Raw genomic sequence first — 18,615 nt, 5'->3', positions numbered from 1 at the left:
CGGACGCTATAAAACGGGGCGGGGGCGCTGGCCCGACTGTCGCACTGCATTCGGGAGTATCGAGATGAAGACCTGGCTCGGCGCGGCAAGCGCGGCTTCGATCGCTCTGGCCATGATGGCGGGCGGACCGGCCTGGGCTTCGGTCTCGGTCTTCGCGACCGCGCCCGACGATCCCGCCGCCGTGGTGGTCAAGGCCAAGGGCGACGGCCGCGCCGACGACACCGCCGCCCTGCAGGCGGCGATCGACGCCGCCGCGGCCAAGCCCGGCGGCGGCGTGGTCTTCCTGCCGTCCGGCCGCTACCGCATCAGCAAGACGCTGTTCCTGTGGCCGGGCGTGCGGGTGTTCGGGGTCGGCGCCACGCGTCCGGTGATCGAGCTGGGCGACAGGACGCCGGGCTTCCAGAAGGGCGTGGCCAACATGGTGATCTTCGCCGGGGCCAAGCGCGACCCGGCCCGCCGCGTGCCGTTCCCRGTCCCGGGCAGCGTGCCTTTCGACAAGGACATCCCCGACGCCAATTCGGGCACCTTCTACAGCGCGATGGCCAACATCGACTTCAAGATCGGCGACGGCAATCCGGCCGCGACGGCGATCCGCTTCCACGCCGCCCAGCACGCCTTCGTCAGCCATATGGAGTTCGACATCGGCTCGGGCCTGGCGGGCCTCTACCAGGTCGGCAACGAGGCCGAGGACCTGCATTTCAAGGGCGGGCGCTACGGCATCCTGGCCGAGAAGACGTCGCCCGCCTGGGGCTTCGTGCTGCTGGACTCCACCTTCGAGGGCCAGCGCGACGCGGCGATCCGCGAGCACGAGGCGGGCCTGACCCTGGTCAATGTCGCCCTGCGCGACACGCCGGTCGGCATCGAGATCGACCGCGGCTATGGCGACTGGCTGTGGGGCAAGGACGTCCGCTTCGAGAATGTCTCCAAGGCCGGAGTCGTGATCTCCAACGAGAACAACGTCTACACCCAGGTCGGCTTCKACAACGCCGTGGCCTCCAACACCCCGGTGTTCGCCCGCTTCCGCGACAGCGGCAAGACCGAGGCGGGCCCAGTGGGGGGCAAGGGCAAGGCCTATCGGGTTTCGTCGTTCACCCACGGCCTGACCCTGCCGGGCCTGGGCCAGGTGGGCGCCTACAAGACCGAGATGAAGGCCGCGGCGATCCCGGGCCTGCCCGCGCGGCGCGCCCCGGCGATCCGCGCCCTGCCGGCTGTCGCCGACTGGGTGAACGTGCGCACGCTGGGCGCCAGGGGCGACAACGCGACCGACGACACCGCCGCGATCCAGAAGGCGATCGACACCCATCGCGTGGTCTATTTCCCGACCGGCTTCTACCGCGTCGCCGACACCCTGAAGCTTCGGCCGGACACGGTGCTGATCGGCCTGCACCCCAGCCTCACCCAGATCGTGCTGCCCGACCGCACCGAAGGCTACCAGGGCGCCGGCGCGCCCAAGGCCCTGGTCGCCTCGGCGGACAAGGGCGACAACATCGTCTTCGGCCTGGGGCTCAACACCAGTGGGATCAACCCCCGCGCCACGGCCCTGCTGTGGACGGCCGGCGCCAATTCGCTGGTCGACGACGTCAAGTTCCAGGGCGGCCACGGCACCGACCTCTACGACGGCTCGCGGTTCAACCCCTACAACGCCAACGCCACGGCCGACGCCGATCCGGCCAAGCGCTGGGCGGGCCAGTATCCCAGCCTGTGGGTGACCAACGGCGGCGGCGGGACCTTCGCCAACATCTGGAGCCCCAGCACCTACGCCTATTCGGGCATCTACGTGTCGGACACGCAGACACCCGGCCACATCTACCAGGCCTCGGTCGAGCACCATGTGCGCACAGAGATCAGCCTCAACCGTGTGGCCAATTGGGAGCTCCTGGCGCCGCAGACCGAGGAGGAGGCCGGGGAGGGCGAGGACACCGTCTCGCTGGAGATCCGCGACTCGCGCGACATCCTGGTGGCCAACTATCACGGCTATCGCGTMACCCGGACGCGGCGGCCGGCGGCCGCGGCGGTCAGGGTCTACAACTCGGAAAACATCCGCTTCCGCAACGTGGCGGTGAACGGCGAAAGCGGTTTCAGCACCTGCGACGAGAACGGCTGCGCCACCTTCCTGCGGCTGACCAAGTACCCCTACGAGAACGCCATCCTCGACGTCACCAGCGGGCTGGAGGCGCGCGAGCGGCAGTTCGCGGTGCTGGACCTGACCGCTAATCCGTCGCCGGTCACGCCCTCGATCTTCCCCGCCGGGGCCCGGGTCGAGAAGCTGGGCGAGGGCTTCTTCTCGCTGGGCGGCGGCGCCGTGGACGCGGCCGGGACGCTCTACTTCACCGACCGCCGCCACCAGCGCATCTACAGCTGGTCGGACGCGCGCAAGCTGTCGATCGTGCGCGACAACACGCTGGATCCAATCAACCTGGCCGTCGACGGCTCGGGTAATCTGCTTGTCCTGTCGTCCGACGGCCGCGACGGCACGGTCTACAGCTTCAAGCCGGGCGGCCCCGACACCGAGGTCACGGTCATCGCGCCGACCCCGGCGGCCGACCATCCGCAGGCGGCGACCGTGCTGCCGGTCAACTGGTGGAACAACGCAGAGTTCAAGGACCAGCTGGATCCGGAGACCTACCAGTTCACGACCCTGGCCCAGCTGTTCGCCCGCGACATGGCGCTGCCGAAGGCCAAGGAATACGTGTCGCCCGACGGCAGTCTGGCCTTGCCGGCCTACCGCGTCTTCCAGCAGGGGCCGCCCGACTACCGGGGCCTGCGCTTCTCGGATTCGCTGGACACCTACGGCTTCACCACGGCCAAGCCGGGGCAGCGGGTGTTCGTCGCCAACAGCTCCGAGAACAAGACCTACAGCGGCCTGGTCGGCCCCGGCGGCGAGGTGACGGACCTTAAGGTCTTCGCCGATCGCGGCGGCGAGAGCGTCGCGACCGATCCCGACGGGCGGGTCTATGTCGCCAACGGCCAGGTCTTCGTCTACGCCCCCGACGGGCGGGCGCTGGGGCGCATCGACGTGCCCGAGCGGCCGCTGCAGCTGGTCTTCGGCGGAACGGACAAGCGGACCCTGTTCATCCTGACCCACCACGCGCTTTACGCGGTCCGGGGGCGGTAAAGCCGCCCTCGCGGCCCGGGACTACGACCATGGTCTAATGGTTTGCCCGCGGCTAGCCTGACAAATTCCCTCAAGGCCATCGGTCGATGGACTCAACGAAAAGAGGGAGCAGCAGGATGAGTGGTGTTGGTCGCACCGGCGGGGGACCGTCCTATTTGAGCGCTTTGTTCGCGACGAGCGCGGTCGCATTGATGGCGGTGGCGGGCGCCGCCAGCGCCCAGACGGCGCCGTCCGCGCCGGCTCCTGCCGCCGCGCAGGAGTCGTCGACGGTGGAGACGATCATCGTCACCGGCAGCCGCATCAAATCCACCGGCTTCACCGCCCCCACGCCGACCCAGGCTCTGGGCGAGGCGGACCTGCAGCGCAACGCCGAGCCGAACGTCTTCACCACCATCGCCCAGCTGCCCTCCTTGCAGGGGTCGACCGGCGCGACGACGGGCACGTTCAGCACCTCGAGCGGCCAGCAGGGCCTGAGCTCGTTCTCGCTGCGGGGCCTGGGCACCATCCGGACCCTGACCCTGCTGGACGGCCAGCGCGTGGTTCCGGCCAACGTCACGGGCGTCCCCGACATCAGCCTGTTCCCGCAGCTGCTGGTCCAGCGCGTCGACGTCGTGAACGGCGGCGCCTCTGCCTCCTACGGCTCCGACGCGGTCGGCGGCGTGGTCAACTTCATCACCGACAAGCACTTCGAGGGCTTCAAGTCGAACTTCGCGGCCGGGGTCACCACGTACGGCGACAACGAACAGTTCCTGGCCCAGGTCGCGGTCGGCAAGGCCTTCATGGGCGGCAAGCTGCACGTGCAGCTCAGCGGCGAATACGATGACGAGGAGGGCGTCCCGGCTGGCGGCTTCGGCGAGGACGCGCCCGGCGACCGCGACTGGTACACGACCGCCACCCTGGTCAATCGCGGGATCACCAACGACGGTTCGCCGCAATACCTCTATCGCGAGCATGCCCAGGCCTATCAGTACACCAAGTACGGCCTGATCAGCGCCGGGCCGCTGCAGGGCACGGCCTTCGACAAGGCCGGCAATCCCTTCCAGTTCCAGTACGGCTCGAACGGCGTGCCGGTTAAGAACGCCGCCGGCAACGTGACCAACTGCTACTCGAACGGCGGCTTCTGCGTCGGCGGCGATCTGTCGGGCAACGTCGGCGTCGGCACGTCGCTGCAGTCCGAGATCAAGCGCCTGAACGGCTATACCCGCGTCGCCTACGACATCGACGACAACAACGAGATCTACGGCACCCTGAACGTCGCCCGCGTCGAGAGCGCCAACCAGCCCAATCCGGGCGCGGCCACGACCGGCCTGACGCTGCAGTGCTCGAACCCGTACCTGCCGGCCTCGGTCGTCACGGCCTGCGCCAATAACGGCATCACCCAGTTCACCTTCGGCACCAGCAACGCGCTGCTGCCCAGGAACATCTCGGTCCATCCGACCAGGACCCAGGTCCGCGCGGTGATCGGCGCCGACGGCAAGTTCAACGCCTTCGACAAGGACTGGTCGTACGACGCCTACTACACGCACGGCCAGAACACGACGAACATCCATGTCCGCGACATCCTGCTGACCCCGCGCTACCGGCAGGCCGTCCAGGCGGTCCTGCTGAACGGCCAGATCGTCTGCGCCGACGCCACCGCTCGGGCCAATGGGTGCCAGCCGATCAACGTGTTCGGCGGCCAGACGCCCAGCGACGCGGCCCTGGCCTACATCACGCCCAAGAACGGCCCGTACCAGCACTCGGTCCAGAAGCAGGACGTGGCCAGCATCAACGTCACCGGCGAGCCGATCCAGGGCTGGGCGGGCCCGATCTCGCTGGCCGTCGGCGCCGAATATCGCCGCGAGCAGTACCATGTCCAGGGCGACCCCTACGGCGACGGTTCGGCGGCCTCGCCCTACACCGTCGACTATCCGGCCGACCCGATCCTGAACACCCTGGGCAACAACTGGTTCGCGGGCAACTATCACTCGGGCGCCGGCAAATACAGCGTCAAGGAAGCCTATGCGGAAGTGAACGTGCCGCTGGTGGACTCCGAAGCCGCCGGCAAGGCCAACCTCAACATGGCCGGCCGCTGGACCGACTACAGCACCTCGGGCACCGTCTATACCTGGAAGGTCGGCGGCACCTGGGACACGCCGCTGGATGGGATCCGCCTGCGGGCGGTCACCTCGCGCGACGTGCGGGCGCCMAACCTGTCGGAGCTGTTCGCCGCGCCGGTCACGACGACGCAGCCCAACTTCACCATCCCTTCCAACGGCACGCCCCCCGCGGGTCAACCCGCGGGACCCGGCGCGCTGACGCTCTTGCAGAACGTGATCGGCAATCCGAACCTGAAACCGGAAATCGCCAAGAACGTCTCGCTCGGCGTCGTCCTGTCGAACCCTCAGTGGCTGCCGGGCTTCAGCGCCTCCGTCGACTGGTACAACATCGTGCTGAACGGCGGCATCTCCAGCCTCAGCGCTCAGCAGGTCGTCAACTTCTGCTATGCGGGCCTGACGCAGTACTGCGGCAACTTCAACCTCAACCAGCCTTCCCCGTTCGTGACCGCCCAGGTGTTCAACCTGGCCTCGATCAAGACGAGCGGCTTCGACATCGAAGCCAGCTACCGCTTCGATATGCCCAGCGTGCCGGGCCACTTCGACCTGCGCGCCCTGGCGACGAACGTCCACAAGTACGTCACCAATCAGGGCTTCCCCGGCGGCTCCGTCATCGACAGCGCGGGCCAGAATTCGGGCAACACGCCGGACTGGAAGGTGCTGGCCGTCCAGACCTGGACCTCCGACCGGTTCATGCTCAGCCTGCAGGAGCGCTGGTTCAGCGACGGCGTCATCGGCGGCCAGTACATCGAGTGCGCCCCCGGCAGCTGCCCGACCGGCAGAAGCGCGGCGGACAACAACAACTATCCGACGATCGACTACAACCGGATGAAGGGCGCGACCTATGTCGACCTCAGCGGTTCGTACGAGGTCAGAGACGGTCTGAAGGCCTATTTCAAGGTCTCCAACCTGTTCAACAAGGACCCGACGCCCTCGCCGCAGACCAATACGGGCCTGGACGCCAACCCGGCGCTCTACGACCTGCTGGGCCGGTTCTACCACGTCGGTCTTCGCTACGAATTCTAACTTGAGCCGCTTCCACCACCTCCCCCTGGGCGGCGTCGCCCGGATCGAAACGGCCCCTCGGCCGCGTCGATCCGGGCGCACTTTTTTGACGGCCGGGGACCCCGGGGGAAGCGCTCGTTCGAAGCTGGACCGTCCGGCGCTTGCCTTATCGGACGCGTCACGCCCCTATGGCCCGGCGTCGGAGTCACGGCTTCGACGCTCGGACCAACACCGCGTCGCCACGGCGTCGGCGGACCCCAAGAAGGTTGTCCCTTGAACAGGCCGGAGCGCGCCCGGGGCGCCACCCTCGTCGACGTCGCCCAACTGGCCGGCGTCTCGCGCATGACGGTGTCGCGGGTGATCCACGGCGACGCCCGGGTCCGCGAGCCGACGCGCCTGGCGGTCCAGGCCGCGATCCGCGAACTGAGCTACGAGCCCAACCTGGCCGCCCGCAACCTGGTCATGGCCGGYGAGCTGCGGATCGGGGTCATCTATTCCAACCCCAGCGCCGCCTTCATGAGCGACTTCCTGATCGGCGTGTTCGAGGAGGCCACCAGCGCCGGCGCGCGGCTGATCCTGCTGCGGGGCGAAAACGGCCAGCCGCCGGCGCCGCACGAGCTGCAGAGGCTGCTAGGCGCCGGCGTCCAGGGCGTAGTCCTGGCCCCGCCGCTGGRCGAATGCGTGATCGTGCGCGAGGTGCTCCGCGCCGCCAACCTGCCCGTCGCGGTGGTCGCCGCGGGACGCCCGCCGGCCGACGCGATCAACGTCCGCATCGACGACCGCCAGGCCAGCCAGGCCTTGACCCGGCACCTGCTGGACCTCGGTCATCGCCGCATCGGCTTCATCACCGGCAACCCCGACCAGACCTCCAGCGCCGAACGCCTGGAGGGCGCGCGGGCGGCGGTGGCGGCGGTCGAGGGGGCCGAACTGGTCCTGGCCTCCGGCGCCTTCACCTACGCCTCGGGGCTGTGCGCCGCCGAGCAGCTGCTGGAGTCCGAGAGACCGCCCACCGCGATCTTCGCCAGCAACGACGACATGGCCGCCGCGGCCGTCTCGGTGGCCCACCGCCGTCATCTCGACGTGCCGGCCGACCTGACTGTCGTCGGCTACGACGACACGACCGTCGCCACCACCCTTTGGCCGCCGCTCACCACCGTGCGCCAGCCGGTGCGCCAGATGGCGGCCGTGGCGCTGGACCGGCTGTTGCGCGCCCTGCGCTCGAACGAGCCGTCCGCGAAGGCCCCCGCTGACTACGTGCTGGACCACGCCCTGATCCAGCGCCAATCCGCCGCCCCGCCCGGACGCGCCGTCCCCGCCGCGGACACGACAGTTCAAGAGAGGTCATCGCATGCCTGATCCGTCCCCCGACATGGAACGCGCGACGGTCGGGCGGGTGACGCGGCGGCTGATGCCGCTGTTCTGCCTGATGTACCTGATCGCCTATATCGACCGGCAGAACGTGTCCTACGCCAAGCTGGACATGGTCCAGGCCCTGGGCCTCAGCGAGGCCGCCTACGGCCTGGGCGCGTCGCTGTTCTTCATCGGCTACTTCCTGTTCGAGGCGCCGTCGAACCTGATCCTGGCCCGAGTGGGCGCGCGGGTCTGGTTCGCGCGGATCATGTTTACCTGGGGCCTGGTCACCCTGGCGCTGGGCTTCACCCAGAACGCGACGATGTTCTACCTCCTGCGGTTCCTGCTGGGCGTCACCGAGGCGGGGTTCTTTCCCGGCGTGCTCTACGTCCTGACCCTCTGGTACCCGCAGGCGCACCGCGCGCGGATGGTGGGGCTGTTCATGATCGCCAGCGCCCTGGCCAACGCCGTCGGGGCGGCGGTGGGCGGTCTGCTGCTGGACCTGGACGGCACGCTGGGCCTGGCGGGCTGGCAATGGGTGTTCCTGGTCACCGGCGTCCCGGCCGTGCTGCTGGCCCCCTATGTCCTGTGGCGCCTGCCAGACGGCCCGAACCAGGCCCGCTGGCTGCCCCAGGCCGAGAAGACCTGGCTGGCAGGGGTGCTGGACGGCGAGAAGGGCGGGGTGGTCGATGACCATCGCGGGGCCTGGAAGGCGATCTTCGACCCGCGCGTCCTGCTGCTGGCCGGCCTCTATATCGGCATGCCGCTGGGCGCCTACGGCCTCAGCTACTGGCTGCCGACGATCGTCAAGTCGTTCGGCGTCTCCAACACTGTCAATGGGTTCATCAACGTCATCCCCTGGATCCTGGTCGGGGTCGCGCTGTGGTTCGTGCCGCGCCACGCCGCCCGCCACGGCGCCAGCGCCTGGCACATCGCCGGGCCCTGCCTGGTGGCCGCGGTCGCCCTGACCCTGAGCGTGGTCCTGCCGGGCGCGGCGCTGAAGTTCGCTATGCTGTGCATCGCCGCCCCGGCCATCTTCTCGGCCCAGCCCGTGTTCTGGAGCCTGCCGCCCAGCTTCCTCAGCGGACCGCGCGCCGCCGCCGGCATCGCGGCGATCAACGCGATCGGCAATCTGGGCGGCTTCATCGCCCAGAACCTGGTGCCGATGGTGCGCGACGCGACGGGCAGCAACCTGGCGCCCATGCTGGCCCTGGCCGGCGTGCTGGTGGTGACCAGCCTGCTGATCTTCTACGCCATGGGCCGGCTGGAGAAGGCGCGGGCCGCCGCCGGCTGAGCGCGGGCGCGTCTAGCCCCTCGGCGCCGCCGTCGAGGCCCGGTGGATCAGGGTGAAGGGCAGCAGCTCGTCGCGCGGTCGCTGCTCGGTCCCGGAATTGCGGGMGACCCCGCTGATCAGCATCTTGGTCGCCAGGGTCGACATCTCGACCAGCGGCTGGCGGATGGTGGTCAGCTGCGGGCGGCTGAGGCGCGAGACAGGGCTGTCATCGAAACCCGCGACCGAGACGTCGCCGGGGACGGACAGATCGGCCTCGGCCGCGGCCGCCAGGGCGCCCAGGGCCATGTCGTCGTTCGAGGCGAAGATCGCCGTGGGCCGGTCGGGCAGGGCCAGCAGGGCGCTCGCGGCCTTGTGCCCGGACTCGAAGGTGAAGTCGCCGTCGCGGATCCAGGCCCTGTCCACCTTCAGGCCGCGCGCCTTCATCGCGGCGACGTAGCCCTCGCGGCGGGCCGGGGCGGCGCCGTAGCGCGGATCGCCCATGATGAAGCCGATGCGGGTGTGGCCCTGGTCGGCCAGGTGCTCGGTCATCTCGCGAGCGGCGGCGACGTCGTCCATGTGCACCCGCGGACCCAGCCCCTCGGGCTTTTCCGGGCCCAGGCGCACATAGGGCGTGCCGGCCTTGTTGAGCAGCTCCAGCACCACCTCGTTGTCGCAGGAGGGCGGGGTCAGGATCACGCCGTCGGGCTTGAGGGCGGCCAGCAGGGCGCCGACCTCCTGGCGCACCCGGGGACCGTCGTGGTCGATCAGCTCCACTAGCAGGTGGTAGCCCGCCTGGCGGGTCTCGACCGTGGCGCCCAGCTGGATGCGCTGCAGGTAGTCCGACCCGCGCTCGCTGCGCCAGTGGTCCAGTGTCAGCGAGGCGTCGACGAAGACGGCGATCACGAACGAGCGCGAGCCGGCCAGGCTGCGGGCCGACAGGTTGGGCGCGTAGCCCAGGGCGGCGGCCGCTTCCAGGACGCGCTCGCGCATCTGCGGACGCACGTTGGGCTCGTTGTTCATCACGCGGGAGACGGTCTTGATCGACACGTCGGCGCGCGCCGCAACGTCATAGATCGTCACCGACGCCATCAGCTCGCCCAACTCCCGCTTCGTGGGTCCAGTTTGCTTGGACTCATCTCCATTCGGGCAGCCTAGAGCAACTGCGCGCCATAAGGCGACGCTCCCGACTGAAAAAATTGCGCTGTCAAACGTCGTAGTGCGAGCTTTGTCGCTTCTGGCGGCTTGTGTCCCCCCGCGCGGAAGGCCAGTGTCCGAGCCAATCGTGGCGGAGACCGCGTGTGTACGGGGAGGCGTGATGACAGCGGCGGAGGCGATCGGGATCGACAGGGCAAGACCGACAACACCCGTGAAGCCGAGCTTCATCGCCGCCTTCACCCTGGCCCAGATCGGGGCCTATGTCAGTTTCATGCCCCTGTTCCAGGTGCTGCTGCCGCTGAAGGCCGAGGCCATCGATTCGGCCAACAAGGCCGTCGTGCTGAGCCAGGTCGCGATCCTGGGCTCGATCACCGCCAGCTTCGCCAACCTGCTGGCCGGCGCGATCAGCGACCGCACGACCTCGCGCTTCGGCCGCCGGCGCCCGTGGATGGTGGTCGGCGCCCTGGGCACGGTCGCCTCGTACTTCCTGATCATGATGGCCCAGAACGCGGTCCACCTGATGGCCGGGGTCGTCTGCTTCCAACTGGCCTTCAACCTGCTGTTCTCGGCCCTGCTGGCGGTGCTGCCCGACCGGGTGCCCGACGCCCAGAAGGGCAGGGTGGCGGCCTTCCTCAGCCTGGGCCATCCGATCGGCGCCATGGCCGGGGCGATCCTGGTGGGCGGCCTGCTGGTCGGCGAGGCCTCGCGCTATTTCGCGATCGGCGTCGTGCTGCTGATCGCCGTCGCCCCCTTCGCCCTGGCCCTGAACGACCCGCCGCTGCCGCCGGGCGAGCGGCCGCCGTTCGACTGGCGCGAGTTCCTGGCCGGGTTCTGGATCAATCCACGGGCCTATCCCGACTTCGCCCTGGCCTGGGTCAGCCGGTTCATGGTGCTGGTCGCGATCACCCTGACCCAGTGCTACATGCTGTTCTACCTGCAGGACGCGCTGCACTATCCCGACCTGTTCCCGGGCCGCCGCGCCGAGCAGGGAATGGCCCTGCTGACAACCGTGGCCACCTGCGCCAACGTCGCCTGCGGCATGCTGGGCGGGATGCTGTCCGACCGCCTGAGGCGCCGCAAGCTGTTCGCGGCGGGCGCGGCCCTGACCCTGGCCGGGGCGATGATCGTGTTCTCGATGGTGCCCGGTTGGCCGGTGGTGGTGGCCGGCTTCGTGATCTTCGGCTGCGCGGTGGGCTGCTATTACGCCGTCGACATCGCCCTGGTCAGCCAGGTGCTGCCCTCGCAGAAGGACGCCGGCAAGGACCTGGGGGTGATCAACCTGGCCAACACCTTGCCCCAGGCCATGGCCCCGATCCTGGCCATGTGGGTGCTTGGCCCGGCCCATGTGAACTATCACGCCCTCTATCTGGTGGCGGCGGGCCTCGCGGCGGCTGGCGGTCTGGCCATCCTTCCGATACGGGGCGTGCGTTAGCGCTTCACTCGAGGGCCTCGTGGCCGACCTGATCCCCATCGACGATCCGAACGATCCGCGCGTCGCGGCCTATCGCGACATCAAGGAGCGCGACCTAGTCGGCCGCCAGGGGCTGTTCATCGCCGAGGGCGAGACGGTGCTGCGCGCCTTCGTCCGCGACGCGCCCGAACGGATCCAGTCTTTGCTGATCGACGGCAAGCGCGCCGACAAGCTGGGCGAGGTGTTCGACGGCCTGCCGGCGGACGCGCCCGTCTATGTCGTCGGCCAGGCCGCGCTGGACGCCATCGCCGGCTTCCATCTGCATCGCGGCGTCCTGGCGGTAGGGGAGAAGCCCGCGCCGCTGTCGGCCGAGGCGCTGCTGGCGCGCGCCGGGCCGCGCGCGGTGGTGCTGGTGCTGATGGGCATCGCCAACCACGACAATCTGGGCGGCATCTTCCGCAACGCCGCCGCGTTCGGCGTCGACGGGGTGATCCTGGACGGCGACTGCTGCGATCCGTTCTACCGCAAGGCCATCCGGGTCTCGATCGGTGCGACCMTGAGCGTTCCCACGGCCTGGCTGGCGCCGGGCGAGGACGTGGTCGACCTGTTGGAACGCCACGGCTTCCAGGGCCTGGCCCTCAGCCCGGCCGCCGGCGAGACCCTGGCGCGGCTGGACCCGCCGGCCCGGGCCGCGGTGCTGCTGGGGGCGGAAGGGCCGGGCCTATCGCGCGCGGTGATGGACCGCGTGCGGACCGTCGGCATCCCGATGGCGAACGGCTTCGACTCCCTCAACGTGGCCACCACCAGCGGGATCGTGCTGCACCACCTGAAGTTCGCCGGGGCCTGACACCCCAGGCTCGTCATCCTCGGACTTGTTCCGAGGACCCCCTTTGTCCGCCTGTTTGCCGTTTCTGCTTGATCCGCAGCCTCACCGCTCAATGGATCGACCTTCTTCGCGGTTGAACGAGGGATCCTCGGAACACGTCCGAGGATGACGGTTTGGGGGAATGACACCGGTGACTTGCCCGGACCGCAGCCCCGCCCTAGGGTCCTCGCGCGTCGCTTAGGGAGGTCGCATTGTTCAATCGCCGGGGAACCCTGGCCACCTTGACGGGCGGCCTGCTGACATCGTTGCTGGCCAGCGCCGCCACGGCCCAGACCAAGCCTGCGAAAGCCCCGATGGACCCCACCGAAGTCCTCCCCCTGTGGCCCGGCGATCCGCCCGGCTCGGCCGGCGTCACCGCCGTCKAGACCCTGGTCGACCGCACCGTCGCCGGCGGCCTGCGCGACCGCGCCGTCACCCACACCCGCAAGCCGACCCTGACCGTGTTCCGCCCGGCCAAGCCGAACGGCGCGGCGGTGGTGCTGATGCCCGGCGGCGGCTACGAGCGCGTGGTCACCGACAAGGAGGGCTTCGAGACCGCCTGCTGGCTGGCCGACCACGGCTACACCTGCTTCGTCCTGCTGTACCGCCTGCCCGGCGACGGCTGGGGCGCGGGTCCCGACGCCCCGCTGCAGGACGCCCAGCGTGGCCTGCGCGTGGCCCGTTCGAAGGCCAAGACCCTGGGTTTCGACCCCGCCCGCATGGCGATCATGGGCTTCTCGGCCGGCGGGCATCTGGCCGCCAGCCTGACCGTGCGTTTCGAGGCCAAGGTCTATGACCGTGTCGACGCGGTCGACGACCTGTCGGCCCGTCCAGACCTGTCCTGCCTGATGTACCCGGTGGTCTCCATGGCCGACGGCCCCGTCCACGCCGGCTCGCGCAAGCAGCTGCTGGGCGCTTCGCCGACCGAGGAGCAGATCACGGCCTATTCGCCCGACCAGACCGTGACCGGCCGCGAGCCGCCGGTGATCCTGGTCCACGCCGCCGACGACAAGACCGTGCCGGTGGCCAACACGATCATGATGTTCACCGCCCTGCGCGCCAAGGCGATCCCGGCCGAGATGCACGTCTTCGAGGAAGGCGGCCACGGCTTCGGCCTGCGCTCGATCGCCGGCAAGACGGTGGCGGCCTGGCCGGACCTGTTCGTGGCCTTCTCCAAACGTCACGGAATCTAGGTTTTCCGTGGTTATGGTGTTCGCCGGGACCGTGGGTAGGGGGCTTTGTCCATGATGGTGCTTGTCGCGCTGCTGGCCGTCTCGACGACCTCGACCGCGGCGGTCGACGACCTTCGGGCCCGCCTGCCCAAGCCGACCTTCCCGTCCTACACCCAGCACGCCGACGCTGATCGCCTGGGCGTCAATCTCGCCGAGACGCGTCTGAAGCTTTGGGGCGGCTTCGGCGGCGAGAGGGTCGAGATGAAGTCCCTGGCCATGGTCTGGACGCTGGGGCGGACGAAGGTCTACAGCCGCAAGGGCGATTACCGCGCCCTGACCCAGCGCCATCTCTACGCGGATCGCGACGGCGACGGGATGGTGGACGCCTGCGCCCTCTACACTCCCAAGACGGGCATCGTCTCGGCCGACTGGAATTGCGATGGCAGGGGCGAGCAGATCCTGGCCACCCTGGAGCCCAAGCGCTAGCAGCCGCTTCCGCCGTTGGCCTCGCGCCAGCGCTTGCGTTCCTCCTCCAGCGCCCGCTKCCATTTCGCCCGCAGCACGCCGGGCCGCTGGCCGTGGCGTTCGTCCAGGAACTCGGCGTGCTCGACCCGGTCGGTGCGGAAGTTGCGGAAGTCGTTGCGCAGCTCGCACCAGGCGATCAGCAGGCGGACGGTCTCCAGATAGCCCACGGTCACCGGCCAGACGACGCGCTGGCTGACCGCGCCCTTCTCGTCGCGATAGTCCAGGCGGATCTTGCGGCCGGCGTGGATCCAGGCCCGGGTCTGGGCGATGTCGATCCCGTCGGGCAGGGCCTTCCAGGCGCGCGAGGCCTCGGTGGCCGGCTGCAGGACGTAGGGGCGCAGCTGTTCGGGCACGGCGGCGGCGATCTTGGCGATCAGGTCGTTGGCGGCCGTGGCCAGGACGGGATCGCCGCGTCCGGCGACCCATTGGGCCCCCAGCACGGCGGCCTCGATCTCGTCGGGTGTCAGCATCAGGGGCGGCATGTCGTATCCGGCCTCCAGCACGTAGCCGACGCCCGCCTCGCCGCGGATGGGCGCCCTCTGGCCGATCAGGGCGGCGATGTCGCGATAAACGCTGCGTTTGGAAGTCTCCAGCTCGGACGCCATGGCGTCGGCCGTCACCGGCTGGCGGCTGCGGCGCAGGATCTGGATGATCTGGAAAAGGCGTTCGGCGCGTCTCATGGCTTCACTGTGCTCGACCGATGCTGACAGCATGCTGGCAGCAGGATGGCGGTAGCGTCCGATTGTCGCAACACGGCGGCTTCCAGAGGCGGCTCGGAAGCCCGCCCAAGCGGCTCGCTCAACAGGGAGAGACCACCATGATCACGCTCTACTGCGCCGGACCCGCCTACGGCCTGCCCGAGGGCAGCCCCTATGTCACCAAGACCGAGATCCATCTGAAGATGGCGGGCCTCTGGTACGAGAAGGTCCCGGCCCATCCGGAGACCTCGCCCAAGGGCCAGCTGCCGTGGATCGACGACGACGGGATCAAGGTCGCCGACTCCACCTTCATCCGCGCCTATATCGAGCGCAGCTACGGCGTCGACCTGGATGCGGGCCTGACCAAGGCCCAGCGCGGTCAGGCCTGGGCGATCGAGCGGATGGTCGAGAACCACCTGGGCTGGGCCAGCTGCCACTTCCGGTTCTTCGACGACGACAACTTCGCCAAGGGCCCGGCCCGCTGGTTCGACGGCATGCCGGGCGAGGCTCGGGCCGACGCGATCGATGGCCTGCTGGACACGGTGCAGACCACCCTGAAGTCCGTCGGCATGGGCCGCCATTCGCCCGACGAGATCGTCGAGCTGGGCGCCTGGTCGCTGAACGCCCTGTCGGAGATGCTGGGGAACAAGTCGTTCATGATGGGCCACCGGCCCACCAGCGTCGACGCCATCGTCTTCGCCATGCTGGCCCAGATCCTGACGCCGTTCTTCGACTCGCCGCTGCGCCGTCGGGCCGAGGCCCTCCCCAACCTGGTGGCCTTCGCCGAGCGGATGATGGCGGGCTACTATCCCGACTTCGCGCCGGAGGTGCGGGCGGCGGCGTAGGCGTCATCCGCTCATCCCGGCATTGGCGGGATGAGCGGATCTAGATCAGCGGTCCTGCACGTTGCCGGAGTGGCTGGTGTTCTGCGCCAGGTTGCCGTGGCGACCCTGCCCCTTGAGGTTCACGTCGGCGTTGCCGGGATCGGGCGACTGCAGGTCGTCATGGCCGCCTTGGCCTTCGATCTGCGGCTTCTGGCCCTTGAAGGCCCGTTGCTCGGGCGGGATGGGCGGGGCTTTGGACATCGGGTTCCTCCATGTCTGCCCCTTTCACAACCGATGGGCGGGACCGGTGTTCCCAACGCGGAGCTTGGGGCCGGGCCGAGCAAGCGGAACCGTTGACGTCATGCCGCGCTCCTAACAGCTCGGGGCTTTTCGAAGCTGCTGGGAGGACGAGACCATGAATTATTCCAAGACCTTGACGATCGCCGCCACGACGATCTGCGCCGCGGCCCTGGGCGCCTGCTCGATGATGGGCGGCGGCGGGACCGGCTATTCGCCCCGCCTGGAAAGCAAGGCGTCGGACGAGAAGGCCTTCGCGACCACCTTCGCCTCGTGCCGGGATCAGGTGCGGGCGGGCAAGACCGACCGGTTCGACGTGTCGTCGCACAGCGCCACGACGCGCAACCTGGACCCAGGCGCCACGGGCCTGATCCTCAAGGTGCCCTATGACAAGGCCAAGGGCGGCTCGCGGGCCTCGCGCATGGCCCAGGACGACGCCCACAAGGCGGCCATGAACCGCTGTTTGGACGCCAACGGCTACCGCGTCGCCGCCTGGGACGCGGCGTCTCGATAGAACGTTCCGCGGGACCGGAAACCCCGACGATTTCGGTCCCGCGACATCAAGAGTCCATCGCCGGAATCGGCGTTCCGATGCTATCTAAGAGCGTAGTCGGGATAGGACGCGCCCTTGTCGGATTCAGCCGCACCCCAAGCCTCCGCCGCGGGGGATCGCGCCAGCCAGACCCTGCATCGGGCTCTGGACATCCTGGAAGCCGTGGCCGAGGGCGCCCATAGCCTCAAGGCCTTCGAGGAGCGGGTCGGTCTGACCCGCAGCACCACCCATCGCCTGGCCTCGGCCCTGGTCGATCGCGGCCTGCTGTCGGCCGTCGGGCGCGACTATCGGCTGGGCGGACGGCTGGTCCAGCTGGGTCATCAGGCCAGCGAGCGGCTGGGCGTGGCCGAGGTGGCGCGGCCGGTGCTGGCGGCCCTGGCGACCGAGACCCAGGACGCGGCCAACCTGGGGACGCCGTCCGGCGACGACGTGCTCTATGTCGCCCAGGTTCCCGGCCGGCGCCGGCTGGAGATCCGCCACCGGGTGGGCGACCGCAACCGCATCCGCGACACGGCCCTGGGCCGCGCCCTGCTGATCGACGCCCCGCCGGAACGGTGGGCGGCCCTGTTCACCGACGCGCCGGACGCGCCCCAGGCGGCCGCCTTCCGGCGCGACATGGAGGCCGCGCGGACGACCGGCCACGCCCTGCACCTTGAGGACGGCGGCGACAGCATCCGCTGCATCGCCGCCCCGATCCGCGACGCCAGCGGCGCGATCGTCGCCGCCATCAGCCTGTCCAGCGTCCCGCAGTACATGGACGAGGCGCGGATGGCCGAGCTGGTCCCCCAGGTGGTCGCGGCGGCCCTGGAGATCGGCATGGCCCTGGGCTTCAACCCCTCGCGGCTGAGCCCCCCGGAAAGCTAGGCTAGCCGCCGAGGCGGTTGCCGTAGCCGATGATCACCGTGGCGCCGACCAGCAGGGCCACGCCGGTCCAGACCATGGCCTTGACCCCCGGACGGGCGTCCTTCCATTCGCGGAAAGCGAAACCCCACAGCGTGCCGAAGATGATGATCGAGGCCATGTGCAGGGTCCAGCTGGAGAAGCCGAACCGGCCCATCTGGCTCTCGCCCATCGTGTAGAAGAAGAACTGGAAGTACCAGGCCGTGCCGGCCACCGCGCACAGCAGGTAGTTGGCCGCCAACGGCGAACGCTTCAGCGCCGCGACCTCGGGCTTGTCGGCCGCCTCGGCGGGGCTGACCGCGCCCAGCCACTGACCGGCGCTGCGGTTCTTGAAGATCAGCCAGGCGCACCACACGCCGTTGGTGATCAGGCCGCCGAACATCACCAGGCACAGGGTGGGCAGGCCGGTCCACAGCGGGCCGGTGCCGGCCGCCGCGGTCAGGGCCTTGATCGGTTCGCCGGCCGACAGGCCGAAGGCGAAGCAGGCCGACATGATCCCCGAGAACACCGCCACGGCGATGCCCTTCCTGAAGTCGAACTCGGCCACGGCGGCCTTCTTCTGTTCGGGCGACAGAGCGGCGTCCTTCTTGGCCCCGGCCCAGGCGACCACGACGATGCCGGCCAGGGTGACCAGCAGGCCCAGCAGGATGATGCGCCCCGACTGCGTGCCCAGCAGGGTCTCGCCGAACTGGCCCCGGACGAGCGGCGGGACCAGGGTGCCGAACACCGTGCACAGGCCCAGCACCACGGCCATGCCCAGCGACAGGCCCAGATACCGCATGGTCAGGCCGTAGGTCAGGCCGCCGAAGCCCCACAGCACGCCGAACATCACGCACAGGCCGACGATCTTCGGCGGGACTTGGGCCATCACGCCCAGCAGGTCGTGGGTCTGGATCGAAGCGAACAGCCAGGGGGCCAGCAACCAGCTGAAGATCCCGCCGGTCAGCCAGAAGATCTCCCACGACCACCGGCGGACCCCGCGATAGGGGACGTAGAAGCTGGCGGACGACAGCCCGCCCAACCAGTGAAACAGCACGCCGAGCAGCGGGTTGGGTGTCATGGCGTCGTCCCCTCCAGCGAGATCTAAAGTCTCACATTATGGAATAATATCTTATAGTTTGGAGTTTGAGCGTCAAGCCGCCGCGACGGGCCGTGCCCATTGGGGCCGTTGGTCGAGTTTGTAGGCGCGTTTGGGCAGGGTGTAGGTGAGGTCGACGATGAGCTCGGCGGCCTCGACCTCGTCCATGCGGTGCTCGGCGACCATGCGGGCCAGGAAGGCGCTGTCGACGCGGCGGGCCACGTCGTGGCGGGCGGGGATGGAGAGGAAGGCGCGGGTGTCGTCGTTGAAGCCGACGGTGTTGTAGAAGCCGGCCGGC

The 18,615-nt window shown here is 69.3% G+C and carries 16 protein-coding genes and 1 pseudogene; 11 read left to right on the top strand and 6 right to left on the bottom strand.

The genetic code is table 11. The features are described 5' to 3' along the window. The first annotated feature begins 64 nt into the window (after positions 1-64). The gene (locus tag AC1U89_RS10990) at positions 65-3,115 is read left to right on the top strand and encodes a glycosyl hydrolase family 28-related protein (RefSeq protein WP_479899741.1); all 3,051 of its coding nucleotides are present in this window, start codon (positions 65-67) and stop codon (positions 3,113-3,115) included. 151 nt (positions 3,116-3,266) lie between these two features. Here AC1U89_RS10990 and AC1U89_RS10985 read toward each other — a convergent pair whose 3' ends face one another. After that, the gene (locus AC1U89_RS10985) at positions 3,267-3,398 is read right to left on the bottom strand and encodes a hypothetical protein (protein WP_479899740.1); all 132 of its coding nucleotides are present in this window, start codon (positions 3,396-3,398) and stop codon (positions 3,267-3,269) included. On the opposite strand from AC1U89_RS10985, the gene AC1U89_RS10980 reads away from it, so the two are divergent. The 3 genes from AC1U89_RS10980 to AC1U89_RS10970 all read left to right on the top strand — a co-directional run bounded on the left by AC1U89_RS10980 (position 3,385) and on the right by AC1U89_RS10970 (position 8,860). Further along, positions 3,385-6,237: a TonB-dependent receptor plug domain-containing protein gene (locus AC1U89_RS10980; RefSeq protein WP_479899739.1), complete on the top strand. Its 2,853-nt coding sequence runs from the start codon at positions 3,385-3,387 to the stop codon at positions 6,235-6,237. The two genes, AC1U89_RS10985 and AC1U89_RS10980, sit on opposite strands and share 14 nt — an antisense overlap. A gap of 252 nt (positions 6,238-6,489) precedes the next feature. Further along, positions 6,490-7,572, top strand: a complete 1,083-nt coding sequence (locus tag AC1U89_RS10975) for a LacI family DNA-binding transcriptional regulator (RefSeq protein WP_479899738.1) — start codon at positions 6,490-6,492, stop codon at positions 7,570-7,572. After that, entirely contained in the window at positions 7,565-8,860 is a 1,296-nt protein-coding gene (locus AC1U89_RS10970; RefSeq protein WP_479899737.1) for an MFS transporter, read from the top strand. Before AC1U89_RS10975 ends, AC1U89_RS10970 begins: the two co-directional genes overlap by 8 nt. 12 nt (positions 8,861-8,872) lie before the next feature. On the opposite strand, the gene AC1U89_RS10965 is transcribed toward AC1U89_RS10970, so the two are convergent. Beyond that, positions 8,873-9,928, bottom strand: coding sequence for a LacI family DNA-binding transcriptional regulator (locus tag AC1U89_RS10965; RefSeq protein WP_479899736.1), 1,056 nt, complete (start codon positions 9,926-9,928; stop codon positions 8,873-8,875). A 226-nt stretch (positions 9,929-10,154) separates the two neighbouring features. Here AC1U89_RS10965 and AC1U89_RS10960 point away from each other — a divergent pair, with 226 nt between their 5' ends. The 4 genes from AC1U89_RS10960 to AC1U89_RS10945 all read left to right on the top strand — a co-directional run bounded on the left by AC1U89_RS10960 (position 10,155) and on the right by AC1U89_RS10945 (position 13,928). Then, positions 10,155-11,426, top strand: coding sequence for an MFS transporter (locus AC1U89_RS10960; protein WP_479899735.1), 1,272 nt, complete (start codon positions 10,155-10,157; stop codon positions 11,424-11,426). Positions 11,427-11,445: 19 nt separating this feature from the next. Continuing rightward, on the top strand, positions 11,446-12,252 hold the full coding sequence (locus AC1U89_RS10955; RefSeq protein WP_479899734.1) for a TrmH family RNA methyltransferase: 807 nt from the start codon (positions 11,446-11,448) through the stop codon (positions 12,250-12,252). A gap of 230 nt (positions 12,253-12,482) precedes the next feature. Continuing rightward, positions 12,483-13,463: an alpha/beta hydrolase gene (locus AC1U89_RS10950; RefSeq protein ID WP_479899733.1), complete on the top strand. Its 981-nt coding sequence runs from the start codon at positions 12,483-12,485 to the stop codon at positions 13,461-13,463. Positions 13,464-13,514: 51 nt separating this feature from the next. Then, positions 13,515-13,928: a hypothetical protein gene (locus AC1U89_RS10945; protein ID WP_479899732.1), complete on the top strand. Its 414-nt coding sequence runs from the start codon at positions 13,515-13,517 to the stop codon at positions 13,926-13,928. Here the strand turns inward: AC1U89_RS10945 and AC1U89_RS10940 are convergent. Continuing rightward, the gene (locus AC1U89_RS10940; protein ID WP_479899731.1) at positions 13,925-14,647 is read right to left on the bottom strand and encodes a helix-turn-helix transcriptional regulator; all 723 of its coding nucleotides are present in this window, start codon (positions 14,645-14,647) and stop codon (positions 13,925-13,927) included. The two genes, AC1U89_RS10945 and AC1U89_RS10940, sit on opposite strands and share 4 nt — an antisense overlap. Positions 14,648-14,784: 137 nt before the next feature. Between AC1U89_RS10940 and AC1U89_RS10935 the strand changes: the two genes are divergently transcribed. After that, the gene (locus tag AC1U89_RS10935) at positions 14,785-15,510 is read left to right on the top strand and encodes a glutathione S-transferase family protein (RefSeq protein WP_479899730.1); all 726 of its coding nucleotides are present in this window, start codon (positions 14,785-14,787) and stop codon (positions 15,508-15,510) included. A 45-nt stretch (positions 15,511-15,555) separates the two neighbouring features. Here the strand turns inward: AC1U89_RS10935 and AC1U89_RS10930 are convergent, their stop codons facing one another. Further along, entirely contained in the window at positions 15,556-15,750 is a 195-nt protein-coding gene (locus AC1U89_RS10930; protein ID WP_479899729.1) for a hypothetical protein, read from the bottom strand. Between the two features lie 154 nt (positions 15,751-15,904). On the opposite strand from AC1U89_RS10930, the gene AC1U89_RS10925 reads away from it, so the two are divergent. Together AC1U89_RS10925 and AC1U89_RS10920 are read left to right on the top strand one after the other, a co-directional pair. Beyond that, positions 15,905-16,300, top strand: coding sequence for a hypothetical protein (locus tag AC1U89_RS10925; RefSeq protein ID WP_479899728.1), 396 nt, complete (start codon positions 15,905-15,907; stop codon positions 16,298-16,300). 114 nt (positions 16,301-16,414) lie between these two features. Then, the gene (locus AC1U89_RS10920; RefSeq protein WP_479899727.1) at positions 16,415-17,203 is read left to right on the top strand and encodes an IclR family transcriptional regulator; all 789 of its coding nucleotides are present in this window, start codon (positions 16,415-16,417) and stop codon (positions 17,201-17,203) included. A gap of 1 nt (position 17,204) precedes the next feature. Here AC1U89_RS10920 and rhaT read toward each other — a convergent pair whose 3' ends face one another. Both rhaT and AC1U89_RS10910 read right to left on the bottom strand, forming a co-directional pair. Continuing rightward, a complete protein-coding gene (rhaT, locus tag AC1U89_RS10915) occupies positions 17,205-18,299 on the bottom strand; it encodes an L-rhamnose/proton symporter RhaT (RefSeq protein WP_479899726.1) in 1,095 nt (364 codons plus the stop codon). Positions 18,300-18,371: 72 nt separating this feature from the next. After that, positions 18,372-18,615, bottom strand: a pseudogene (locus AC1U89_RS10910) (glucuronate isomerase); the annotation flags it as partial.

The organism is Caulobacter sp. 05T431 (genome assembly GCF_056665975.1).
Note: the sequence above shows the minus strand (reverse complement) of the source record. Positions and strands in the feature narration are given on the sequence as shown.